15 protein-coding genes and 1 pseudogene are annotated in these 15386 nt (G+C 71.7%); 6 read left to right on the plus strand and 10 right to left on the minus strand.

What is annotated here, in order from left to right; all coding sequences use genetic code 11:
- Window positions 1–84: 84 nt before the first annotated feature.
- Genes pcp through ACFV9W_RS30145 form a run of 3 tightly spaced genes read right to left on the minus strand, consistent with a single transcriptional unit; the run spans window position 85 to window position 2434 of the window.
- Window positions 85–729 carry a pyroglutamyl-peptidase I gene (gene pcp, locus ACFV9W_RS30135; RefSeq protein WP_385767045.1) on the minus strand — a complete coding sequence of 215 codons (645 nt, stop codon included), beginning with the start codon at window positions 727–729 and terminating at the stop codon, window positions 85–87.
- Window positions 730–740: 11 nt separating this feature from the next.
- Complete coding sequence (locus ACFV9W_RS30140) at window positions 741–1700, minus strand: DUF979 domain-containing protein (RefSeq protein WP_385767048.1); 960 nt, start codon at window positions 1698–1700, stop codon at window positions 741–743.
- Window positions 1697–2434 carry a DUF969 domain-containing protein gene (locus ACFV9W_RS30145; protein ID WP_385767051.1) on the minus strand — a complete coding sequence of 246 codons (738 nt, stop codon included), beginning with the start codon at window positions 2432–2434 and terminating at the stop codon, window positions 1697–1699. The genes ACFV9W_RS30140 and ACFV9W_RS30145 overlap by 4 nt, the downstream gene beginning before the upstream one ends.
- A 162-nt stretch (window positions 2435–2596) precedes the next feature.
- On the opposite strand from ACFV9W_RS30145, the gene ACFV9W_RS30150 reads away from it, so the two are divergent.
- The 3 genes and pseudogenes from ACFV9W_RS30150 (at window position 2597) to ACFV9W_RS30160 (ending at window position 5036) form a co-directional block, all read left to right on the plus strand.
- Window positions 2597–3361 (plus strand): LamB/YcsF family protein, encoded by a 765-nt coding sequence (locus tag ACFV9W_RS30150; RefSeq protein ID WP_385767054.1) that lies wholly within the window; start codon window positions 2597–2599, stop codon window positions 3359–3361.
- Window positions 3358–3987 (plus strand): annotated as a pseudogene (locus ACFV9W_RS30155) (allophanate hydrolase subunit 1); the annotation flags it as partial. The gene ACFV9W_RS30150 and the pseudogene ACFV9W_RS30155, both read left to right, overlap by 4 nt.
- Before the next feature lie 191 nt (window positions 3988–4178).
- Window positions 4179–5036 (plus strand): biotin-dependent carboxyltransferase family protein, encoded by an 858-nt coding sequence (locus ACFV9W_RS30160; protein WP_385767057.1) that lies wholly within the window; start codon window positions 4179–4181, stop codon window positions 5034–5036.
- Here ACFV9W_RS30160 and ACFV9W_RS30165 read toward each other — a convergent pair.
- The 4 genes from ACFV9W_RS30165 to ureA all read right to left on the minus strand — a co-directional run bounded on the left by ACFV9W_RS30165 (window position 5033) and on the right by ureA (window position 9092).
- Window positions 5033–5569, minus strand: coding sequence for a TetR/AcrR family transcriptional regulator (locus tag ACFV9W_RS30165; protein WP_385767206.1), 537 nt, complete (start codon window positions 5567–5569; stop codon window positions 5033–5035). The genes ACFV9W_RS30160 and ACFV9W_RS30165 overlap by 4 nt on opposite strands.
- Window positions 5570–5635: 66 nt before the next feature.
- A complete protein-coding gene (locus tag ACFV9W_RS30170) occupies window positions 5636–6661 on the minus strand; it encodes an agmatine/peptidylarginine deiminase (RefSeq protein WP_385767060.1) in 1026 nt (341 codons plus the stop codon).
- Between the two features lie 11 nt (window positions 6662–6672).
- Complete coding sequence (locus ACFV9W_RS30175) at window positions 6673–8385, minus strand: urease subunit alpha (protein WP_385767063.1); 1713 nt, start codon at window positions 8383–8385, stop codon at window positions 6673–6675.
- Window positions 8382–9092: an urease subunit gamma gene (gene ureA, locus ACFV9W_RS30180; RefSeq protein ID WP_385767066.1), complete on the minus strand. Its 711-nt coding sequence runs from the start codon at window positions 9090–9092 to the stop codon at window positions 8382–8384. Before ureA ends, ACFV9W_RS30175 begins: the two co-directional genes overlap by 4 nt.
- A 143-nt stretch (window positions 9093–9235) precedes the next feature.
- On the opposite strand from ureA, the gene ACFV9W_RS30185 reads away from it, so the two are divergent.
- Window positions 9236–9424: a hypothetical protein gene (locus ACFV9W_RS30185; protein WP_385767069.1), complete on the plus strand. Its 189-nt coding sequence runs from the start codon at window positions 9236–9238 to the stop codon at window positions 9422–9424.
- An 81-nt stretch (window positions 9425–9505) separates the two neighbouring features.
- On the opposite strand, the gene ACFV9W_RS30190 is transcribed toward ACFV9W_RS30185, so the two are convergent.
- Window positions 9506–10594 carry a branched-chain amino acid aminotransferase gene (locus ACFV9W_RS30190; RefSeq protein ID WP_385767072.1) on the minus strand — a complete coding sequence of 363 codons (1089 nt, stop codon included), beginning with the start codon at window positions 10592–10594 and terminating at the stop codon, window positions 9506–9508.
- Window positions 10595–10852: 258 nt separating this feature from the next.
- Window positions 10853–11896 carry a 3-isopropylmalate dehydrogenase gene (locus tag ACFV9W_RS30195; protein WP_385767074.1) on the minus strand — a complete coding sequence of 348 codons (1044 nt, stop codon included), beginning with the start codon at window positions 11894–11896 and terminating at the stop codon, window positions 10853–10855.
- A gap of 128 nt (window positions 11897–12024) precedes the next feature.
- On the opposite strand from ACFV9W_RS30195, the gene ACFV9W_RS30200 reads away from it, so the two are divergent.
- Entirely contained in the window at window positions 12025–13602 is a 1578-nt protein-coding gene (locus tag ACFV9W_RS30200) for a purple acid phosphatase family protein (protein ID WP_385767077.1), read from the plus strand.
- 35 nt (window positions 13603–13637) lie between these two features.
- On the opposite strand, the gene ACFV9W_RS30205 is transcribed toward ACFV9W_RS30200, so the two are convergent.
- Complete coding sequence (locus tag ACFV9W_RS30205; protein ID WP_266714423.1) at window positions 13638–13781, minus strand: hypothetical protein; 144 nt, start codon at window positions 13779–13781, stop codon at window positions 13638–13640.
- A 398-nt stretch (window positions 13782–14179) separates the two neighbouring features.
- Here ACFV9W_RS30205 and ACFV9W_RS30210 point away from each other — a divergent pair, with 398 nt between their 5' ends.
- The gene (locus ACFV9W_RS30210; protein ID WP_385767080.1) at window positions 14180–15103 is read left to right on the plus strand and encodes an NADP-dependent oxidoreductase; all 924 of its coding nucleotides are present in this window, start codon (window positions 14180–14182) and stop codon (window positions 15101–15103) included.
- Window positions 15104–15386: the final 283 nt, after the last annotated feature.

The following is a 15386-nucleotide window of genomic DNA, read 5'->3' on the forward strand; positions in this document are numbered from 1 at the left end:
GGGCCCCCCCCCCCCCTGAAAGGGGCGCGGGGAACTGCGCAACCGCCACCACGGGGCAGGCTTCAGGGGTGCCTGGCGCCGCCTCTAATGAGTCGCGCCCTCGGTGACCCGGAGGTCCTCGCTGGTCGATGCTGCGGCCAGCAGGAGCGCGCGGATGCCTTCCGCCACCGTCTCCACCGGGAGCGCCGGCGCCGTGCCGTCCGGGACCTGGGCCGGGGACCACGGCACGTGGACGAAGCCGCCGCGTACGTGCGGGAGTTCGGTGGCCAGGAGGTGGGCGAGGCCGTACGCGACGTGGTTGCAGACGAACGTTCCGGCCGTGTTGGAGAGCGCCGCCGGGACGCCCGCCTCCCGCATCGCCGCCACGCACGCCTTCACCGGGAGCGTGGAGAAGTACGCGGCGGGGCCGTCCGGCACCACCGGTGTGTCGATGGGCTGGGCCCCGGCGTTGTCGGGGATGCGGGCGTCGTCGACGTTGACGGCGACCCGCTCGACGGTGACGCCGGGGCGGCCGCCCGCCTGGCCGAGGCAGACGACGAGGTCGGGCGCCGTCTCCGTCACCGCCGTCCGCAGCGCCGCGATCGACTCGCCGAAGACGCACGGGAGTCGTACGGCGGTGACGGTCAGGCCGTCCGGCGGGGCGGCGGCGACGGCCTCCGCCGCCTGCCAGGAGGGGTTCACGGACTCCCCGCCGAACGCTTCGAACCCGGTGACCAGCACCTGAGTCATCTCTCGACCTCCTAGAACGCGAACAGCGACATGATCACGATGTTGCAGCCGAGGAGCGCGAAGCCCGTCGGGAGCTGTGCCTTGATCGGCCCGTACTGGTCCTTCAGTTCGAGGAGGGTCGCGGGCACGATGTTGAAGTTGGCGGCCATGGGCGTGACGAGCGTGCCGCTGAAGCCGGCGAGCATGCCCATCGCGAGGATCGCCGGTTCGTTGCCGCCCATCTGCACGATGAGCACCGGCCAGCCGATCGCCGCCGTCATGACGGGGAACGCGGCGAAGGCGTTGCCCATGATCACGGTGAACAGGAACATGCCGACGCAGTACGCGATGACGGCGAAGTACTTGGAGTCGTCCGGCAGCACCGCGTTGGTGATCCTCCCGACCTGGGTGCCGACGCCGGCGACCGCGAAGATCGAGCCGAGGACGGACAGCAGCTGCGGGAGCAGCAGCGCCGAGCCCATCGCCTCCAGCATCGAGCGGCCGGAGTGGATCGGGGTCGACACCTTGCGCTCGCCGGTGACGAACATCCCGACGACGAGCGCCACGACGCAGCCGACGCCGAGCCCGAGGAGGGTGGCCTGGCCGGTCTCGAACAGGCCCGATTCGTCGAGGAAGGAGGCACAGACGATCGCGACGAGCGGGATGGTGAGCGCCGGAATGAAGAGCTTGTTCCCCAGGCGGGCGGCCGACGCCTCGCGCTGCTCCTGGGTGGTGGTGACCGGTTCGCCCTTGCCGATGAAGTTGAACCCGGCGAGGGCGATGAGCGCGAGGACCGCTACGCCGAGGGGCTCGGCGGGCAGCGCCTTCGAGCCGCCCGCGACCCCGGTGCCGTAGGGGAAGGTCAGTCCGAGCAGCCCCCAGAAGGCGGCCGATGTCCAGCGCTTGGGGTTGCTGCGGTCCTTCGCCATCTGCACGGCCATGACGACGAAGACGAGACCGATCAGCCAGTAGAGCCATTCGACCTTGATCACTTGGCCGACTCCTTCTCGTTCCCGGGCTGCTTCGGCAGCGGCAGGTCGTGTTCGGCGACGGCGAGCGCCATCTCGCGCTCCAGCTGCTTGTCGAGGAGCAGCAGCCGGGCGCCGTGGATGACGAAGGCGCAGACGGCCAGCGGGATCGCCCACAGTGCGAGCTGGGTGGGCTCCAGGTGCTCGTGGTACGTCGAGTTCACGAATCCGGTGATCAGCAGGATCGAGCCGATCGCGATGAAGCAGTCCTCACCGAAGAAGACGCCGACGGTGTCGGCGGACGCCGAGTAGGAGCGGACCTTCTCGCGCAGCTTGTCCGGCAGCGCGGCCCCCGCCTTGCGTTCGGCGGCGGCCTCGGCCATCGGCGCGACGAGCGGGCGCACCGCCTGGGCGGGGCCGCCGAGGTTGTTGAGGCCGAAGGCGGCGGTGACCTGGCGGACCAGCAGGTACGCGGTGAGGAAGCGGCCGGCGCTGAGCTTGCCGAGTTTCCCGATGAGCGTGCGCGCCTGTTCGCGCAGGCCGTAGCGCTCCAGAAGACCGATCACCGGCAGCACGATGGCGAAGACGGTGACGGAACGGCTGTCGGCGAAGGAGGTGCCGAAGGCGGCGAGGATCTCCAGCGGGTTCATCTTGCCGAGCAGCCCGGTGACGATGCCGGCGACGCCGACCACGAGAACGGGATTGCGGCGCGTGACGAATCCGAGGATCACCACGAGCACGCCGAGCAGAACGATCATGCGGCGGCCTTTTCGATGAGGGACGCACTTATGGATGAGGGATGCACGGACCTTAGGGGATCGTTCAACGATCTAACAAGAGGTTCCGGAATTCGGACGTCCAGAAGGCGCGAAAAAAATCGACCCTTGTCGGATCGTTGAACAATCCTCTACGTTGAGCCGGTGATCCAGGACGTCATCGACCTCAACGCCGACCTCGGCGAGGGCTTCGGCCGGTGGACCCTCACCGACGACGAGGCCCTGCTCTCCGTGGTGACCAGTGCCAACGTCGCCTGCGGCTTCCACGCCGGCGACCCCTCCGTGATGCGCCGGGTCTGCGACCTGGCCGCCGAGCGGGGCGTACGGATCGGGGCGCAGGTCTCCTACCGGGACCTCGCCGGGTTCGGGCGGCGCGCGATGGACGTGCCGCCGGACGAGCTGGCGGCCGAGGTGGCGTACCAGATCGGGGCCCTGCGGGTGTTCGCGGAGGCGGCCGGGGCCGAGGTGGCGTATGTGAAGCCGCACGGCGCGCTCTACAACCGGACCGTGCGGGACGCCGAGCAGGCGCGCGCCGTCGTCGACGGGGTGCGGCTCGCGGGCGGATCGCTGCCGGTGCTCGGGCTTCCCGGATCTCAACTACTGGCTGCCGCCGAGGAGTCGGGGCTCGCGGGTGTGCGGGAGGCGTTCGCCGATCGCGCCTACACCCCGGAGGGCACGCTCGTGCCGCGCCGCGAGCCGGGCGCCGTCGTCGAGGACGCGGACGCCGTGGTGCGCCGGTCCGTCGCGTTCGCGGTGGACGGCGGGGTCGAGGCGGTCGACGGGTCCCAAGTCGCCGTCGCCGCGAGGTCGTTGTGCGTGCACGGCGACACCCCGGGCGCGGCGGCGATCGCCGCGCGGGTACGGGTGGCGCTCGAGGACGCCGGGGTCAAGGTCGGGGCGTTCGCGTGAGCGTCGCGCCGCGCGTGCGGACCGCCGGACGGCACGCGCTGCTCGTGGAGTTCACCGACGCCGGGCAGGCGGGGGCGTTCCACGCGGAGGTGCTGCGCAGGCGGGCGGCGGGCGTGCTGCCGCCGGTGCGGGAGGTCGTACCGGGGGCCCGGACCGTGCTGCTCGACGGGGTCGCGGAACCGGAAGCGCTCGCTCGCCAACTGGACGGCTGGGACGTGCCGTTGGGGGCCGCGGCGGACGGGGAGGTCGTGACGATTCCTGTCGTGTACGACGGGCCCGACCTTGCCGAGGTCGCGGAGCTCTGGGGGGTGTCGGTGGCGGAGGTCGCCGCGGTGCACTCCTCGTACGAGTACCGGGTGGCGTTCTGCGGGTTCGCCCCCGGGTTCGGGTATCTGGCCGGATTGCCGGAGGAGTTGCATGTGCCGCGGCGGTCGACTCCGCGTACGCGGGTCCCTGCGGGGGCGGTTGCGGTTGCCGGGGGGTACTCGGCGGTGTATCCACGGGCCACGCCGGGTGGGTGGCAGTTGATCGGGTCCATGCCGGACCCTGCCGGGTTGTGGGATCCGTTGCGGGAGCCGGCGGCACTGTTGGCCCCTGGCACGCGGGTCCGTTTCGCCGCGGCGGGGTTGACGTCACGGGGCTCTGCCCCGGCCCCCGCGCCTCAATCGCCGGCGGGGCTCAATATGCCCGGTGCCGGTTCCGACTTGGGCAATCTGCCTTCCCCAAGCTCTCCGACAAGCTCCGAGCAGGGGAGACCCCATCGGGCGGCAGGGTGGGCAAGGCGGCCCCCGGCGCAGCGTGCACTCTCGGAGGGGCCATGACCGTCAAGCTCAGCGTTGTACGCGCCGGGGCGCTCACCACCGTGCAGGATCTGGGGCGCGGTGGGCACGCCCACCTCGGCGTACCCCGGTCGGGCGCGCTCGACGAAAACGCGCTGCGGCTCGGCAACCGACTCGTCGGGAACCCCGAGGACGCCGCCGTACTGGAAACCACCCTCACCGGGTGCGCGCTGCGCCCCGACCGTGGCGTCACCGTGGTCGTGGGCGGAGCCCCCTGCCCCGTCACCGTCGACGGCGCCCCCGCGGCCTGGGGCACCCCCGTGCACGTACCCGCCGGAGCGACCCTCGACGTGGGCGCGCCCGGCGCGGGCGTGCGGTCGTACGTCGCCGTCGCCGGCGGCATCGCCGTCGAGCCCGTCCTCGGGAGCCGGTCCACCGATCTGCTGTCGGGGCTCGGCCCCGCGCCCCTGAGCGCGGGCGACGTGCTGCCCGTCGGCGAGGCCCCCCGTACCCGCCCCGCCACACCCGTCGCCGCGCCGTGGCCCGCTCCCCCGGCCGAACTCGTGCTGCCCGTGCGGTTCGGGCCCCGCGACGACTGGTTCACCGAGGCCGCCCGGCGGACCTTCACCACCGCCACGTACACCGTGTCCGGCAACAGCAACCGGATCGGGCTGCGCACCGAAGGACCCGCCCTGGAACGGGCGTTGGAGGGTGAACTGCCCAGTGAGGGGATGGTCCTCGGCGCCGTGCAGGTGCCGCCGGACGGGCGGCCGGTCGTGTTCCTGCACGATCACCCGACGACCGGCGGCTACCCGGTGATCGCCGTCGTCGCGGAGCCCGCGCTGAGCGCCGCCGCGCAGGCCGCGCCCGGCACCCCGCTGAGGTTCACCCTCTAGCTTCGAAGGCCCTCGTCCAGGAACTCCCGTACGTGACCCATCACGTCGTCACGTTCGCCGCGCAGGCCGATGGCCACCGCGATGGAGAAGCCGTCGAGCAGCGCCCGCAGGCGGGTCGCGAAGCGGTCCGGGTCGAGGGCGCCGAACTCGCCGCGGGAGATGCCCTCGGCGAGCAGCGCCACGAGGTCGCGGTGCCAGGCTCCCTCGATGGCGGCCTGCCGGGCCCGCGCGTCGTCGTCGGCGTTGCGCGAGCGGTTGAACACCTCAAGCCACAGCGTCCAGTGCGGGTCGCGCGGGGCATCGGGGACGTACAGGTCGACGTACGCGTCGAGGCGTTCCCGGGCCCCGGCGGGCCCGACGAGGAGCTCCCTGCGGCGCGCGCCGAGCCGGCCCTCGCTCCACTCAAGGGTGCGCAGCAGCAGCTCGTCCTTGCTGCCGAAGTGGTACGCGAGGTGCCCGCTGCTCATGCCGACCTCGCGGCCGAGCGCGGCCATCGTCAGCCGTTCGAGGCCGTGCTCGGCGATCATCTCCATGGTCGCGGCGAGCACGTCCTCGCGCGGCGGCGCCGGGGTGCGCCGGCGCTGCGTCCCGGTCACCGCTCAGGCCCCCGCGACCGGCTGCTGCTGGGTGATGCAGTGGATGCCGCCGCCCGCCGCGAAGATCGTGCGGGCGTCGACGAGCGTGACGGTCCGGGACGGGAAGAGCCTGCGGAAGATCGCGGCGGCCTCCTCGTCGTTCGGGTCGTCGAAGCCGCACAGCACCACGCCGCCGTTGCAGAGGTAGTGGTTGATGTACGAGTAGTCGACCCAGTCGCCGTCCTCGTCGGTGAGGACGGTCGGGGCCGGGACCTCGACGATCTCCAGGGGCCTGCCCTGCGCGTCCGTCTCGCCGGAGAGGGCCGCGATGATCTCGCGGCTGACCTCGAAGTCGGGGTGTGCCGGGTCGCGCTGGGAGTGGACCAGGACGACGCCGGGCGCCGCGAAGGCCGCCACGATGTCGACATGTCCACGCGTCCCGAACTCGCCGTAGTCCGTGGTGAGTCCGCGCGGCAGCCAGATCGCCTTGGTGGTGCCGAGCCTGGCGTGGATCTCGGCCTCGACCTCCTCCTTGGAGCGGCCCGGATTGCGGCCCTCGTCGAGCTGCACGGTCTCCGTGAGCAGGACCGTGCCCTCGCCGTCGACGTGGATGCCGCCGCCCTCGTTCACGAGGGACGTGGAGTGGGCGGGCACGCCCGCGAGGTCGGCGACGTGGCGGGCGATCTTCGCGTCATGGTCCCAGCGGGCCCAGCTCTGCGCGCCCCAGCCGTTGAACGTCCAGTCCACGGCGGCCAGTTCACCCGTGGCGGACTTCACGAACGTCGGGCCGATGTCGCGCATCCACGCGTCGTCGAGGTCCCGCTCGACCAGTTCGACGGACGGGTCGAGGAGCGCCTTCGCGGACTCCGCCTGGCCCGTGCCGACGACCATGGTCAGCGGTTCGTGGCGGCGCACCGTGTTGGCGACCTTCGCCCACGCGGCCCGCGCCTCGGCCAGTTCGGCGTCGTCGGAGAAGGTCGGGTTGGGGCCCGGCCACGCCATCCAGGTGCGCTCGTGCGGGGCCCATTCGGGAGGCATCACGTACGTCATGGGTCTGGTCCCTAGAGGAAGTAGAGGCGGTTGAGGGAGACGGACTCGGCGGGTTCGGAGCGCAGCGGGTCGCCGTCGAGGGTGACCAGGCCGGTGCGCTGGTCGACGTCGACCGCTCCCGTGCGGGAGTTGAGGCGCAGGTCGGCGGGGCCGATGCCGCGCGTGCCGCGGACGGCGACGCGGCGCCTGCGGGTAGGCATCGTGTCGTGCCCGTCGTCCACGGCGGCCTGGGCGACGAAGGCGACCGAGAGCTCGGCGGCCGTCGCACCGTACGCCCCGAACTGCGGGCCCAGCACGAGGGGTTCGCAGGTGTCGGTGGCGGCGTTGGGGTCGCCCACCACCCCGTACGCGGGGAAGCCGGACTTGAGGACGAGCTGCGGCTTCGCGCCGAAGTACTCGGGCGACCAGAGGACGATGTCGGCCATTTTGCCGGGTTCGAGGGAGCCGATCTCGTGCGAGAGGCCGTGGGCGATGGCGGGGTTGATGGTCAGCTTCGCCATGTAGCGCAGGACGCGCTCGTTGTCGTGGCCGACGCCCGGGTCGCCGAGCTCGCCCTTCATCTTCCCGGCCATCGCGAACGTACGGCGCACGGTCTCGCCCGCGCGCCCCATGCCCTGCGCGTCCGACGAGGTGATGCCGATGGCGCCCAGGTCGTGCAGTACGTCCTCGGCTCCCATGGTCCCGGCGCGGATCCGGTCGCGGGCCATCGCGGCGTCGCCGGGCAGGTCCGTCTTCAGGTCGTGGACGGAGACGATCATGCCGTAGTGCTCGGCGACCGCGTCCCGGCCGAAAGGCAGCGTGGGGTTGGTGGAGGAGCCGATGACGTTCGGGACGCCCGCCATCTTCAGGACGTTCGGGACGTGGCCGCCGCCGCAGCCCTCGATGTGGAAGGCGTGGATCGTGCGGCCTTCGAGGACCTTCAGGGTGTCCTCGACGGAGAGGCATTCGTTCAGGCCGTCGCTGTGCAGGGCGACCTGGACGTCGTGCTCCTCGGCGACGCGCAGCGCGGTGTCGAGGGCGCGGGTGTGCGCGCCCATGTCCTCGTGCACCTTGAACCCGCAGGCGCCGCCCTCGGCGAGCGCCTCGACCAGCGGCGCACCGTCGGAGGACGAACCCCGGCCCAGGAAGCCGATGTTGACCGGCCACGCGTCGAACGCGGAGAACGCGTGCTTGAGCGCCCACGGCGAATTGACGCCGACGCCCCACACCGGGCCGAACTCCTGGCCGATGATCGTGGTGACGCCGGAGGCGAGCGAGGCCTCCATGATGCGCGGCGACAGCAGGTGGACGTGGGTGTCGACGGCTCCGGCGGTGGCAATCATGCCCTCGCCCGAGACGATCGTCGTGCCCGTGCCGACCACGACGTCGACGCCGTCCATCGTGTCCGGGTTCCCGGCCCGCCCGACGGCGTGGATCCGCCCCTCGCGGATGCCGATCGACACCTTCCTGATGCCCAGCGCGGCGTCGATCACGACGACGTTGCTGATCACGATGTCGCAGGTGTCGCGGACGGCGGCGGCCTTCAGGTGCAGCCCGTCGCGCGCGGTCTTCCCGAATCCGGCGAGGAACTCGTCCCCGTACGCCTGCGAGTCGGACTCGACCTTGATGGTCAGCCCCGAGTCCCCGAGCCGGACGCGGTCACCGGCGCGCGGGCCGTGCGTCCCCGCGTACTCGTACGGGGTCAGTCGGCGGGCTTCGGCGGCGTGGCCTCCGGGGCGGCTCATCGGCCCTCCTCCTCAGTCGTGACACCCAGATATCCGCAGGCGGCGGCGCGGCGCAGCGCCTCCTCGCGGGCACCGGGCGCGTCCAGCGGTCCGTCGACGAGGCCGGCGAAACCGATGGCGATCCGGGCCCCGCCGATCGGCAGCAGCCCGACGTCCTGGGTCTCCCCAGGACCGAACCGCACCGACGAACCGGCGGGCACCGCGAGCCGCATCCCGTAGGCCTCGTCGCGTACGAAGTCCAGGCGCGGGTTGGCCTCGAAGAAGTGGAAGTGGGAGGTGACGGAGACCGGGACGGTGGCCGTGTTGGTGACGGTGAGCGTGAGGACGGCCTGCGGGTCCTCGTGCTCGGGCCCGGGGAGCAGCGCGCCGGGGGCGTCGTCGCCCAGGGAGCCGGAGTCCCCACCGCAGCCGATCGGGTCGCTCACGACCGCGAGCCGCGAGCCGTCGTCGAAGACCGCCTCCACGTGCACCTCGGTCACCACGTCGGCGACGCCCGGCAGCACGTCGTCGGGCCCGAGCGCGGAGCGCGCCGCCTCGATGGCCTCGGCGAGCCGCTTCCCGTCGCGGGCCGCCTCGCAGACGGTGTCCGCGATCAGGGCCGTCGCCTCCGGCACGTTGAGCCGCAGGCCGCGCGCCTTGCGGGCCCGCGCGAGCTCGGCGGCGCCGAACAGCAGCAGCCGGTCGCGTTCCGTGGGGGTCAGTCTCACGCCGTCACGCCTCCTCGTCGTTCTTAGAACGCCACTCTAAACCCCAAGCACCTCTACGCCCATAGACCCGGTGCAGTAATGCGGTGAGCGTATAGAGCGCGGTTCCAAGGACTGGACGCCGCGGGAGTGGGAATATGCCGCCCATGACGGAGACCACCAGATCCGAGACCACAAGGTCCCCCGCGCGAACGAAGGCGATCCGCGCGGCCAAGTACACCGGCGCCGCGCTGCTGCGCTGTGCGCAGGTCCTGCTGATCGTTCTCGGCGCGCTGGGACAGGCCTCGAAGAAGGGCTCGGGCAGCCGTTCGAGCAGCTCCGGCGGCGGGGACTGACCGGCTCCCCTCCCCCGGGCATGCGTCGGCCCCCGCCCCGCGAACGCGGGACGGGGGCCGGGTTTCGTGCGTGTGGCCTGACTAGCCGAGCTGGTGCATCCAGCCGTGCTTGTCCTCGGCCTTGCCGCGCTGGATGTCCAGGAGCGCGTTGCGCAGCTTCATCGTGACCTCGCCGGCCTCGCCGCCGGACTGCTGCCACTCGGCGCCCGCGCGCTTGACGGTGCCGACCGGGGTGATGACGGCGGCGGTGCCGCAGGCGAAGACCTCGGTCAGCTCGCCGGACTCGGTGGCGGCCTGCCACTCGTCGATGGAGATGCGGCGCTCCTCCGACTCGTAGCCGAGGTCGCGGGCGACCTGGAGGAGCGAGTCACGGGTGACGCCCGCGAGCAGCGAACCGGTGAGGGTGGGCGTGACGATCTTGTCCCCGTACACGAAGTACAGGTTCATGCCGCCCAGCTCCTCGACCCACTTGTGCTCGACGGCGTCGAGGTAGGCGACCTGGTCGCAGCCCTTGGCGGCGGCCTCGGCCTGCGCGAGCAGGGACGCCGCGTAGTTGCCGCCGGTCTTCGCGTCCCCGACGCCGCCGGGGACGGCGCGGACGCGGTCCTCGGAGAGCCAGATGGAGACGGGCTTCACGCCGCCGGAGAAGTACGCGCCGGCGGGCGAGGCGATGACGATGAAGAGGTACTCGTTGGCGGGCTTCACGCCCAGGCCGACCTCGGTCGCGATCATGAACGGGCGCAGGTAGAGGGACTCCTCGCCGCCGTGCGCGGGCACCCAGTCCTTGTCCTGCTGGACGAGCAGGTCGCAGGCCTCGACGAAGGTCTCGACCGGCAGCTCGGGCATGCCGAGGCGCCAGGCGGAGTGCTGGAAGCGCTTGGCGTTCATGTCGGGCCGGAACGTGGCGACCGAGCCGTCGGGGCGGCGGTAGGCCTTGAGGCCCTCGAAGATCTCCTGCGCGTAGTGCAGGACGTTCGTGGCCGGGTCGAGGGAGAGCGGTCCGTAGGGCACCAGCTGCCCGTCGTGCCAGCCCCGCCCCTCGGTCCACTTGACCGTCACCATGTGGTCGGTGAAGTGGCGGCCGAATCCCGGGTTGGCCAGGATCTCCTCGCGCTGCGCGGCGGACAGCGGGGTGGCGGTGGGCTTGAGCTCGATCGTGGGCGTCGTCATGGTTGCGTGTCCTTCACCGTTGGTTGTGACGGACCGCGTTCACGCCTGCACTCCTTGTACTAGGACGTCCGAGCTTCCACGTACATCGCGGCCCCACGTTCGATTATCGCGCGTGAGGAGGTGTGCTCGAAACGGGCCAGGTGAGTGCGGTGGTGTGGTGCGGCCCAGGGGTTGATGGTGGCACCCGGAGGCCGCACAGGTGAAGCCGCCGGGCGCGTAAGCGACCCGGCGGCTTCTGTTGCGTCAGTGAGCGCCGGGTCAGCCGGCTACTACTCGGGCGACGAGGGCGTCACCGATCTCGTCGGTGGAGCGCACGGCGTCGCCGCGCTCGCCGAGGTCCGCGGAGACCGCGGTCTCGATGCGGGCGGCCTCGGCCTCGTAGCCGAGGTGGCGCAGGAGGAGGGCGACCGAGAGGATCGTGGCGCTCGGGTCGGCCTTGCCCTGGCCCGCGATGTCCGGGGCCGAGCCGTGCACGGGCTCGAACATGGACGGGAACTCGCGGCTCGGGTTGATGTTCCCGGAGGCCGCGACGCCGATGCCGCCGGAGACGGCCGCGGCGAGGTCGGTGATGATGTCGCCGAAGAGGTTGTCGGTGACGATCACGTCGAAGCGCGCCGGGTCGGTGACGAGGTAGATCGTCGCGGCGTCGACGTGGATGTAGTCGGTGGTGACCTCGGGGAACTCCTTGGCCACCTTGTTGAAGATGTTCGTCCACAGGTGGCCGGCAAAGGTCAGCACGTTGTTCTTGTGGACCAGCGTGAGCTTCTTGCGGGGGCGGGCCTGGGCGCGGGCGAAGGCGTCACGGACCACGCGCTCGACACCGAACGCGGTGTTGACGGAGACCTCGGTGGCCACCTCGTGCTCGGTGCCCTTGCGGATGGTGCCGCCGTTGCCCGTGTACGGGCCCTCGGTGCCCTCACGGACGACGACGAAGTCGATGTCCGGCTCGCCCGCGAGCGGGGTCGAGACGCCCGGAAGGAGCTTCGACGGGCGCAGGTTGACGTGGTGGTCGAACGCGAAGCGGAGCTTGAGCAGGAAGCCGCGCTCCAGGACACCGGACGGCACCGACGGGTCGCCGATGGCGCCGAGCAGGATCGCGTCGTGCTTCTTGAGCGAGTCGAGGTCGGCGTCCGTGAGGGTCTCACCGGAGGCGTGGTAGCGCTTGGCGCCGAAGTCGTACTCCTCGGTCTCCAGCTTCACATCCTGCGGAAGGACGGCGGAGAGGACCTTGAGACCCTGGGCCACGACCTCCTGGCCGATGCCGTCACCGGGGATCACTGCGAGATTGATGCTGCGAGACATGCCAGCACCGTACTCCTCGTCCCATGGGATGACACGCGCTGTCCATGATGTGGACATCCGCCGAGTCGCCGCTTTCTGTTCACCCTTACGTATGGCGGCAGTTGGACGTTACTGGGAAGTTCCCTCTCATGACCACCGCCAACGACACCCCCAATGTCGGCATACCCGAGCAGCTCGCCAGACGCCTGAGCATGCCCGAGCAACACGAGTACCTGCGCGCGAAGTTCAGCAGGCGGCGCGCCCTGACCGGGGCCGCGGCCACCGTGGGCGGGGCCGCGCTGCTCGGCGGCGGCACGGCGACCGGCGCGTACGCGGCGCCGCTGCTCCCGGCGCGCGCGGCCGCCCAGGTCGACGGTTCGCTGGTCGCCCCCTTCGGCCGGCACCTCGCCTTCGGCGCCGACCCGAAAACGCAGATGCGGATCTCGTGGCAGGTGCCGTTCGCGGTCAAGAACCCGTATCTGCGGGTGGGTTCGAAGCCCTGGGAGCTGAGCCGGAAGATCCCGGCGGAGGTGCGCGCCCTGCACACGCCGTCCCTGTCGAAGAAGCTCCCCGAGGTCGAGCAGCACTACCTGCACGCCGCGCTCGACAACCTTCAGCCCGGCACGACGTACTACTACGGCGTCGGCCACGACGGCTTCGACCCGGCCGACGCGGAGCGCCTGGGCACGCTCGGCACCTTCCGTACGGCGCCGGCCGCCCCGGAGTCGTTCGTCTTCACGGCCTTCGGCGACCAGGGCGTCAGCTACGACGCGCTCGCCAACGACCAGGTGATCCTCGGCCAGAACCCGTCCTTCCACCTGCACGCGGGCGACATCTGCTACGCCGACAGCAGCGGCCACGGCAAGGAATCGGACACGTACGACGCGCGCGTGTGGGACACGTTCCTCGCGCAGACGGAGACGGTCGCCAAGTCGGTGCCGTGGATGGTGACGACCGGCAACCACGACATGGAGGCCTGGTACTCGCCCAACGGCTACGGCGGGCAGAGCGCCCGCTGGTCGCTGCCCGAGAACGGCCCGGACCCCAGGAACGCGCCCGGCGTCTACTCCTTCACGTACGGGAACGTGGGCGTGGTCGCGCTCGACGCGAACGACGTGTCGTTCGAGATCCCGGCCAACAAGGGCTACCTGGACGGGAAGCAGACGGCCTGGCTCGACAAGCGGCTCGGTGAGCTGCGGGCGCGCGCGGAGATCGAATTCATCGTCGTCTTCTTCCACCACTGCGCCTACTCGACGTCCACGCACGCCTCGGACGGCGGGGTGCGCGAGGCCTGGGTGCCGCTGTTCACGAAGCACCAGGTGGACCTGGTGATCAACGGGCACAACCACGTCTACGAGCGCACCGACGCGATCAAGGGCACGGGCAACGGCGAGGTCGGCAAGCCGGTGCCGGTCGGCGCGTCGACCGATCCGACGCGCGACGGCATCGTGTACGTCACCGCGGGCGGCGCCGGCAAGGACCTCTACGGTTTCGGACCCGGCGTGCAGGACAGCTACGAGGGCAACGTGGTCGACCGCGAGTCGATCGTCACCTTCCACTGGACCAGGTCACGCCTGCCCGACCCGGACACCGTCGAGTGGTCCCGGGTTCGGTACACCGGCTTCTCGTTCCTCGCGGTGGAGGTGGAGAAGGGCCGGATGAAGGTGTCGGCGCTGGCCGAGAGCGGCGAGCGGATCGACCACTTCGAGGTGAAGCGGGGGTCGTGAAGCTGGGGTCGTGAAGCGGGTCGGGGCGGCCGGTCTCAGTGACCGGTCTCCCCGCCGTTGTCCCTGCGGTCGAGGGCGCGCTGCAGGGCGGCGGCCGCGGTCCTGGCGGCCTGGCGGTCGGCTTCGCTCGACGGGGAGACGTGACGGACTCGGCGGCGGACGGGCGTCGCAGTGGCCATGAGGGATCGACTCCTTGAGAATCCATGGGAATCCGCGCGCGGGTGCGCGCATGGGATTTCGAGGCGCCGGAAGGGCGGGGAACGGGAGCTGCAGGGGTTGCCTGCCAGATGCTCCGGCTCACGGCCGCCATTCGCCGGATCGGGCGAGTCGTTCGGCTTCTACAAAGCTAGGACAGGTCTCTGCTTCTGTCTCCACAATTACTCGGACTTCCTACTATCTGAGACGGGAGCCGCGTCTTCCGCCCCGCCGGCCCCTTCCGTCACAGGGGTCACGACGGTGGCCGAGTCCGGTGGCACGGGCGGTCCGGACCATGGCGCGGCCGACGCGCACGCACCACGATGGGTCCCCTACCGGCCGGGCCGCGGTGGCCCGGCGGGCCCTGGGGAGGAGTCCCACCATGCGCGTCATCAGTCAGCGCCGGCTCGGCGGACCCGAGGTGCTCGAAGTGGTGGAGGTGGAGCGGCCCGAGCCGTTGGCGGGCGAGGTGCTCGTGCGGGTCCGTGCCGTGGGGGTGAATCCGGTGGACCGGCTGGCGCGCTCCGGCGACGCGCCACTCTTCGGGGACCCGCCGTTCACGCTCGGCTGGGACGTCTCGGGCGTCGTCGAGTCGGCGGGCCAGGACGTCACCGAGTTCCGGCCGGGCGACGAGGTGTTCGCGATGATCCGGGGCGGGGGCTACGCCGAGTACGTGCTGATCCGCACGGACCACCTGGCGCCGAAGCCGGGCAACGTCGACCACGTCCACGCGGCGGCGGTGCCCGCGGCGGCGCTCACCTCCTGGCTCGCGCTCGTCGACACCGGGCAGATCGGTCCGGGGCGGCGGGTGCTGGTCCACGCGGCGGCGGGGGGTGTCGGGCATGTGGCGGTGCAGATCGCCAAGGCCGAGGGGGCGTACGTGATCGCCACCGCGCGCCCCGACAAGCACGACTTCCTGCGCGAGCTCGGCGTCGACGAAACCATCGACTACACGACGACGGACTTCGCCCACGCCCTGCGCGACGTGGACGTGGCCTTCGACCTGATCGGCGGCGACTACGGCCCGCGCACGCTGGTCACCCTGCGGCCCGGCGGCCTCCTCGCCTCGGCGGTGATCTGGGACCCGGGCGTCACCCAGGAGGACGCCGAGACCCGCGGGGTCCGGTTCGCGCCCGTCTCGGTCCAGCCCTCGGGTGCGACGCTCCGCAAGGCCGCGGCCCTCCTGGCGGCGGGCCGCCTCCGCCCCCACGTCTCGGCCACCCTCCCCCTGGAGGAGGCCGCCAAGGCCCACGAACTGGGCGCCCCGGGCCACACCCAGGGCAAGATCGTCCTGACGGTTCCCTGAGCGAACCCGTGGCGGGGGCCGTATCACCGTTGCGCGGCACCGTGCGCCGCCTTGCCCACCCTGCCGCCCAAGGCGGCAGATTGCCCAAGGCGGTACGGCACCGGGCACCCCGCGAGGCCGACGCCCCCGGAGGGGGCGGGGGGTGGGAGATGGGCGGCGGCACGGGCCCGTAGCGCCGGCACCGGCACCGGCAATCAGGCCCCTGCGGCGGGTGGGCAAATCAAGCCCCTGCGGCGATTGAGCAGCGGGGTCCGGGGCAGAGCCCCGAGGCGTCGACCACGGG

This window comes from Streptomyces sp. NPDC059897, assembly GCF_042730865.1.
Lineage (GTDB): Bacteria > Actinomycetota > Actinomycetes > Streptomycetales > Streptomycetaceae > Streptomyces.